The organism is Streptomyces sp. NPDC107654 (assembly GCF_055639035.1).
This window is the reverse complement of record NZ_JBVKBI010000043.1, coordinates 21,052-27,774: the sequence shown is the minus strand read 5'-3', so window position 1 is coordinate 27,774 and position 6,723 is coordinate 21,052. Positions and strand designations below refer to the sequence as shown.

The window sequence follows — 6,723 nt, the reverse complement described above, 5'->3', positions numbered from 1 at the left end:
ACGACGGCCACCACCTTGAGGCCGCACCGGCGCCTCCGGCACCACTCGCTGGAACAACTCCCACAACTCGTCCGGCACCAGCCGCTCAACGATCCTCACCACGGCCTACAGCCTACCCGGGCTGCCAAATGAGATGACGTCTTAGCCGACGGCCGGCCCGGCGGTGGAGCCGGTCAGCTGCTGACCGGCTCCACCGCCGGCACCGGCACCGGCCGGGTCTCCGGCAGCAGCGCGAAGCACACCAGGCTGACCAGCGCGATGCCCGTCAGATACACGCCCACACCCCACGGCACCCTCCCGCCCCGCTCCGCGAGCGCCGTGGCCACGATCGGGGTGAGGGCGCCACCGAAGACCCCGCCCAGGTTGTAGCCCACGGCGGCGCCCGTGCAGCGCACCCGGGGCTCGAACAGCTCGGGCAGGTAGGCGGCGATCACGGCGGCCATGACGCCGAAGGAGAGCAGGGCCCCGAGGATCGCGAGGAACATCAGCAGCGGCTCGCCGGTCGCCAGCAGCGCGACCATCGGGAGCATCCACAGGACGCAGGCCGCGCACCCGGTCAGGCACATCGGCCGCCGCCCGTACTGGTCGCCGAACAGCGCCATGAGCGGCGTGAGGGCGCCCTGCACGGCCACCGCGCCCATGACACACAGCAGCATGACCGTCCGGCTCACCCCCAGCCGTTCCGTCGCATACGCCAGCGACCAGGTCGTCACCGCGTAGAACACCGCGTAGCCGACCGCCAGCGCCCCGGCCGCCAGCAGCACCCGCCGCCCGTGGTGCCGTACGACCTCCACGAGCGGCAGGCGCGCGTGGTCGTCGATCTCCAGGAAGCGCGGGCTCTCGGACAGGGAGGAGCGCAGCCACAGACCGGCCAGCGCCAGCGCGCCGGCCGCCCAGAACGGCACGCGCCAGCCCCAGCGCGCGAACTCCGCGTCGGACAGCGCCGCGGACAGCGCGAGCATCACCCCGTTGGCCAGGAGGAAGCCGAACGCCGGTCCCACCTGCGGGAAGCTCGACCACAGGGCACGCCGCCCGGCAGGAGCGTGCTCGGCGGTCAGCAGTACCGCCCCGCCCCACTCCCCGCCGAGCCCCAGCCCCTGCAGGAAGCGCAGCACGAGCAGCAGTACGGGAGCGGCCGTACCGATCGTGCCGTAGGACGGCACACAGCCGACCGCCACCGTCGAGGCGCCGGTGAGCAGCAGCGAGAGGACGAGCACCGGCCGCCGCCCGCGCCGGTCCCCGAGGTGCCCGAACACCACCGAGCCCAGCGGCCGGGCCACGAAGCCGACCCCGAACGTCCCGAACGCCGCCAGCGTCCCCGCGACCGGCGAGAACGTCGGAAAGAACAGCGGCCCGAGAACCAGAGCCGCTGCTGTGCCGTAGACGAAGAAGTCGTAGAACTCGATCGCTGTCCCGGCGAGGGAGGCGGCGGCGACCCGCGGCATGGAAGGGGTGTTTACGGTGCGTACACGGTGCATGTCGCGTCAACTACCCACCGTGATCAGGGGTTACGGGGGCGTCGGAGGTGATCATTGGACCGGAGCGCACGCCCGGGCTGCCGAGGCGCGGGCCCGGTGTCCGGTCTGACCGGCGTGATAGACCGGGGGCGAGCAGCGGTCGTCGACGTACCGCCCCCGAACGGACCGGAGGAACCGTGCCCCGCACCCTGGCCAACGCCCCGATCATGATCCTCAACGGGCCCAACCTGAACCTGCTCGGCCAGCGTCAGCCCGAGATCTACGGCAAGGACACGCTGGCCGACGTGGAGGCGCTGTGCGCCGAGGCGGCAGCCGCGCACGGGGGCACGGTGGACTTCCGGCAGTCCAACCACGAGGGCGAACTGGTCGACTGGATCCACGAGGCGCGACTGAACCACTGCGGGATCGTCATCAACCCCGGCGCCTACTCGCACACGTCGGTCGCACTCCTGGACGCGCTCAACACCTGTGACGGCATGCCCGTGCTGGAGGTGCACATCTCCAACATCCACCAGCGCGAATCGTTCCGGCACCACTCCTACGTCTCGCTGCGCGCCGACGGCGTGATCGCCGGATGCGGAGTGCAGGGCTACGTGTTCGGCGTGGAGCGGGTCGCCGCGCTGGCCAGGGCGGCGCAGACGCGGGCGTGAGCCCGCGCGGGCCTACAGCCGGCCCGCTTCCACGATCCGCCGCAGGAAGCGCCGGGTGCGCTCCTGCCGCGGGTCGCCGAAGACCTGCTCGGCGGAGCCACGTTCCAGCACGACCCCGCCGTCCAGGAAGCACACCTGGTCGGCGACGTCCCGCGCGAAGCCCATCTCGTGCGTCGCGAGCACCATGGTCATGCCCTCGTCCTTCAGGCCGCGGACCACGTCCAGCACCTCGCCCACGAGTTCCGGGTCGAGCGCGGCCGTGATCTCGTCGAGCAGCAACAGCCGGGGCCGCACCGCGAGCGCCCGCACGATCGCCACACGCTGCTGCTGACCGCCGCTGAGCCGGTCCGGGTAGGCGTTCGCCCTGCCGCCCAGTCCAAGGCGCTCCAGCAGCTCTCTGGCCCGTTCCTCGGCCTCCGCGCGGGAGACGCCGTGCACCCGGCGTGGTGCGAGCGTGATGTTGTCGAGCACGGTCATGTGCGGGAAGAGGTTGAACGCCTGGAAGACGACGCCGATCCGGCGCCGTACCGCGTCCTGGTCCGCGCGCGGGTCCGTGATCTCCTCGCCGTCCAGCCAGATGGCGCCGTCGTCGATCTCCTCCAGGAGGTTGGCGCAGCGCAGCAGCGTCGACTTGCCCGATCCGGAGGCGCCGATCAGCGCGGTCACCGTATGCGGGGGCACCTCGAGATCGACGTTCCGCAAGACGACCGAGCCGCCGAATGTCTTGCGGACCGACTCCATCCGCAGGACGGGCGCGTTGCTCACGGGTGTGCTCTCAGACGTGCTCACAGGGCTCCTCCCCGGGCGCTCACAGTGACCCTCCCTGGGCCCGCCGCCGGTCCATCCGTGCCGTCACCCAGTCGGTGAACCGGGTCATCGGGATGGTCAGCGCCACGAACACCAGCCCCGCGACGATGTACGGCGTGTAGTTCAGACTGCGGCCCACGATGATGTCGGCCGCCCGCACGGCGTCCACCGCACCCCCGATGGACACCAGACCGGTGTCCTTCTGCAGTGACACCAGGTCGTTGAGGAGCGGAGGCACCTGCCGGCGGACCGCCTGCGGCAGGACGACGTAGCGCAGGGCCTGCCGGTTGGTCAGGCCTAGCGAGCGGGCCGCGGCACGCTGCGAGGGGTGGACGGACTCGATGCCGGCCCGGAACACCTCCGCCACGTACGCCGAGTACGTCAGCGTCAGCGCCGTACCGCCGAGCAGCACGGGATCGACCGTGACGCCTTGCAGCCGCAGGGCCGGCACCCCCAGGACCACGATCATCAGGTTGATGATCAGCGGCAGACCGCGGAAGAAGTCGGTGTACGCCGCCGCCAGCACCCGGAGCGGGAAGAAGACCGGACCCCGCAGTGTGCGCGCGACGGCGATCAGCATGCCGAGGACCAGCACGGCGGCGCCGCAGACCAGCAGCAGGCGGGCGTTCAGCCACAGCCCGTCAAGGACCTTCGGGAACGCCTCGCGCGCGTAGTGTGCGCTGAAGAAGGTCTCCTTGGTGCGCGGCCAGCCCGGCGCGTTGACGACGACCAGGTAGAGCACCGCGGCCGTGACGAGGGTCGACAGGGACGCGATCGCCGTGGCGCGGCGGGCACGCGCGCGCGTGTAGCGCTCACGCGCCAGCCGACGCTCGGAGGGGGTGTAGCCGTCACCGGACACGCCGGCGCCCTCGGTCATGTCACCCTTGTCGTCCGCCCCTCCCCGGGCCGACTCGTCCTTCGTGACCGTCACTTGAGCACCGGGGCGTCGACGGCGTCCGAGAGCCACTGCTTCTCGATTCCGGCCAGCGTGCCGTCCTCGCGCAGCGCGTCGACGGCGGCGGTCACGCACGGCGTCAGGGCGCTGCTCTTGTCCAGCACGAGCCCGAACTGCTCGGGCGTGCCGCCCTGGTTCTCGAACTGGCCGACGATCTTCGCGTTCGTCACCTCGGCCGCGGTGATGTAGAAGGCGGTCGGCAGGTCGGTGACGATGGCGTCCACCTGACCGTTCTTCAGCGCGGACTTGGCCTGGTCGTTCTTGGCGTAGACGGCCGCGTCCTGCTCCGGCTTCACGACGTCGCCGATGTAGTCGAGGCTCGTGGTGCCAACCTGGGCGCCCAGCTTGAGCTTCTTGAGATCCGCGATGCTCGTCGCCCCGGCGGCCTTGCTGCCCTTCAGCGCGATGACGGCCTGGCGCACGTCGTAGTAGCCGGAGGAGAAGTCCACGGCCTTCTTGCGCTCGTCGCTGATCGACACCTGGTTGATGTCGAAGTCGAAGGTCTTCGCGCCCGGTGCGAACGCCTTGTTGAACGGCACGCTCTGCCAGGCGACCGCGCTCTTGTCGTAGCCCAGCTGCTTCGCCACGGCATAGGCGACCGCGGACTCGAATCCCTTGCCGTTGGCGGGCCTGTCGTCCTTGAACCAGGGCTCGTACGCCGGTTCGTCCGTGGCGATCGTCAGTTTCCCGGACGTCTTGGTGGCGAGCCCGCCCTTGGCGCAGCCGGCGCTGCCCGACGGTGCGGCCGACGTGTTCTCCTCGGGCTGCGGAGCACAGCCGACAGCGGTGGCGAGCAGGGCTACGGTGACGGCGGCGAGGGCGCGGCGCACGGCGCCAGGGGCAGGGTGCATGGCGGGAGAGTGGCAGCGAACGCCGCGTCTGTCCAGGTCACAGCGGTGGTTGTCCGCATGGTGGGAACGGGTGTTGCGGCCGTGTGAACGGGTGCGGACGCAGCTCACCCGCGCGTGCCCGGGTTGTGGCCCGGGCCGCCGGCCGAGGGCGGGGTTGGAGACCGGCGGCCCTACCGCTCAGGAGCCGTCGATCCTGTGCGGGGCTGCTACCAGTTGACTGCGGCCGGCTGCTGTCCGCGAGTGCGCACGGGGGCTCGTTGCGTGCGAAAGGTTCACACGGGGCGCGCGCAGGGGTGGTGGACGCCCGGGGTGCATACAAGTCGCGCGCCCGGCGCATGCTCAACTGCCGTGTGCGGGGCGCGCGTACGGCTCGCGCGCCGGAGCGTGCAACCGGCAGGCTGCGCTCACCATCCCCGCGCGTGCCACTCCGGCAGATGCGGCCGTTCCGCGCCCAGCGTGGTGTCGTTGCCGTGGCCCGGATAGACCCAGGTCTCGTCCGGCAGCGCGTCGAAGATCTTCGTCTCCACGTCGTGGATCAGGCTGGCGAACGCCTTGGGGTCCTTGCGGGTGTTGCCGACACCACCGGGGAAGAGGCAGTCGCCGGTGAAGACGTGCGGATGGCCGTGCGGGTCGTCGTAGACCAACGCGATCGAACCGGGCGTGTGCCCCACCAGGTGGCGTGCGGTGAGCTCCACCCGGCCCACCCTGATGACGTCGCCGTCGTCGACGAGGACGTCGGTGGGCACCGGAATGCCGGGGGCGTCCTCCCGGCCGGCGTACGTACGCGCGCCCGTGGCCGCGACCACCTCGGCGAGCGCCTGCCAGTGGTCGCCGTGCTGATGGGTGGTGACGACGGACGTGATGCCGTCGTCACCGATCATGCCGAGGAGTGTCTGCGCCTCGTTGGCGGCGTCGATCAGAAGCTGCTCGTCGGTGGCCCGGCAGCGCAGCAGATAGGCGTTGTTGTCCATCGGGCCGACCGCGATCTTCGTGATCATCAGGTCTTTCAGCTCGTGCACATCCGCCGGTCCGCCGACCTTGACCTCTCCGGAGTACGTCATGACGGCAGCCTATAGCGGGGGAGCCCCCGGTGGACGGCCGCCCGCACGGGCCCGCCGACAGGCGTCGTCTACAGGGGAGGCAGCTTCGGCAGCGCCCCGCCCCGCACCTCCAGCGCGGAACCGTCGCGGCGCCCGGCGAGCCAGCCCACCAGGTCCGCCGGCCCGCCGGTGACCGTGATCTCGCAAACCTCGGGATCCTCGGCAGCCCGCCCGGTGGTCCACGCGTGCGTGCCGTCCGTGAGGCGGGTCGGGGGGACGTCAGGGTGCCCGGAGAAGCGGTCCGCCAGAAAATCGGTCTCCCGCTCCAGGAACTCTGCCGGAAGGTGCTCCAGCTCGTACCCGATCCCCAGGTCGACGTGGTGCAGCTCCACCTCCGCCCACCGGCGGAACGGCACCCGGGCCGCGGAGTCGAGGACCCCGTTGCGCAGCTCCACCGTCCGCGTCCAGTCCGCGGGCTCGTCCCCCGCCGCCTGGAAACGGGCCGCGCTCTCCCGCACGTCGGCGACCTGCGCCTCCAGCGGCCGCGGGGCGTCCCGCTCGATGTCGGCTTCCCGTGCCTCCGCGCTCGCGTACATGGGACGGCCCCGGAGGACGTTCAAAAGCGCGTCCGCGTTCCGGGCGAGGTGGGCGAGCACGTGCCCGCGGTTCCAGCCCGGCAGCCGTGACGGCTCGGCGAGTGCGGCGTTGTCCAGTTTGGCGACCGCGCTGAGCAGCCGGTCTGTCGCTTCCCGTACACGGTCCAGGTCATGAGCGTGATCAATCATGGTGCTGACCCTAGTCCGGCCACACCTTCGGGTGAAGGTGGTGAACCTCGCCCGCAAATCGAAAGCACGTGCTATATCGTCGGTGGCAACGTCGGGCATGCTGGAAGGCCGGGGGTTGTTATGCAACCGGGCAATCCGACCGGCGTTGTCAGTGGCT

Annotated in this window: 7 protein-coding genes and 1 pseudogene; 1 reads left to right on the top strand and 7 read right to left on the bottom strand. The window is 71.1% G+C overall.

Annotation, left to right across the window (positions count from 1 at the left end; translation table 11 throughout):
* Nucleotides 1–102: pseudogene (locus ACZ7N4_RS38255) on the bottom strand (IS5/IS1182 family transposase); the annotation flags it as partial.
* Between the two features lie 71 nt (nt 103–173).
* Nucleotides 174–1,445 (bottom strand): MFS transporter, encoded by a 1,272-nt coding sequence (locus tag ACZ7N4_RS38250; protein ID WP_471368418.1) that lies wholly within the window; start codon nt 1,443–1,445, stop codon nt 174–176.
* A gap of 209 nt (nt 1,446–1,654) precedes the next feature.
* Here ACZ7N4_RS38250 and aroQ point away from each other — a divergent pair, with 209 nt between their 5' ends.
* Nucleotides 1,655–2,128: a type II 3-dehydroquinate dehydratase gene (gene aroQ / locus ACZ7N4_RS38245; protein ID WP_471368414.1), complete on the top strand. Its 474-nt coding sequence runs from the start codon at nt 1,655–1,657 to the stop codon at nt 2,126–2,128.
* Between the two features lie 12 nt (nt 2,129–2,140).
* On the opposite strand, the gene ACZ7N4_RS38240 is transcribed toward aroQ, so the two are convergent.
* From ACZ7N4_RS38240 to ACZ7N4_RS38220, 5 genes are all read right to left on the bottom strand, one after another.
* A complete protein-coding gene (locus ACZ7N4_RS38240; RefSeq protein WP_471368423.1) occupies nt 2,141–2,869 on the bottom strand; it encodes an amino acid ABC transporter ATP-binding protein in 729 nt (242 codons plus the stop codon).
* Between the two features lie 67 nt (nt 2,870–2,936).
* Nucleotides 2,937–3,866 carry an amino acid ABC transporter permease gene (locus ACZ7N4_RS38235; RefSeq protein WP_471368412.1) on the bottom strand — a complete coding sequence of 310 codons (930 nt, stop codon included), beginning with the start codon at nt 3,864–3,866 and terminating at the stop codon, nt 2,937–2,939.
* Nucleotides 3,863–4,741: an ABC transporter substrate-binding protein gene (locus ACZ7N4_RS38230; protein ID WP_471368409.1), complete on the bottom strand. Its 879-nt coding sequence runs from the start codon at nt 4,739–4,741 to the stop codon at nt 3,863–3,865. The genes ACZ7N4_RS38235 and ACZ7N4_RS38230 overlap by 4 nt, the downstream gene beginning before the upstream one ends.
* A gap of 404 nt (nt 4,742–5,145) precedes the next feature.
* The gene (locus ACZ7N4_RS38225) at nt 5,146–5,802 is read right to left on the bottom strand and encodes an MBL fold metallo-hydrolase (RefSeq protein ID WP_471368406.1); all 657 of its coding nucleotides are present in this window, start codon (nt 5,800–5,802) and stop codon (nt 5,146–5,148) included.
* A gap of 68 nt (nt 5,803–5,870) precedes the next feature.
* A complete protein-coding gene (locus ACZ7N4_RS38220; protein WP_471368403.1) occupies nt 5,871–6,566 on the bottom strand; it encodes a maleylpyruvate isomerase family mycothiol-dependent enzyme in 696 nt (231 codons plus the stop codon).
* Nucleotides 6,567–6,723 lie beyond the last annotated feature (157 nt).

What these genes read in the sequence shown, in the direction of transcription:
- ACZ7N4_RS38250 (WP_471368418.1), bottom strand. Translation starts at nt 1,445, where the DNA reads ATGCCGCGGGTCGCCGCCGCCTCCCTCGCCGGGACAGCGATCGAGTTC.
- ACZ7N4_RS38240 (WP_471368423.1), bottom strand. Translation starts at nt 2,869, where the DNA reads ATGGAGTCGGTCCGCAAGACATTCGGCGGCTCGGTCGTCTTGCGGAAC.
- ACZ7N4_RS38230 (WP_471368409.1), bottom strand. Translation starts at nt 4,741, where the DNA reads ATGCACCCTGCCCCTGGCGCCGTGCGCCGCGCCCTCGCCGCCGTCACC.
- ACZ7N4_RS38225 (WP_471368406.1), bottom strand. Translation starts at nt 5,802, where the DNA reads ATGACGTACTCCGGAGAGGTCAAGGTCGGCGGACCGGCGGATGTGCAC.
- ACZ7N4_RS38220 (WP_471368403.1), bottom strand. Translation starts at nt 6,566, where the DNA reads ATGATTGATCACGCTCATGACCTGGACCGTGTACGGGAAGCGACAGAC.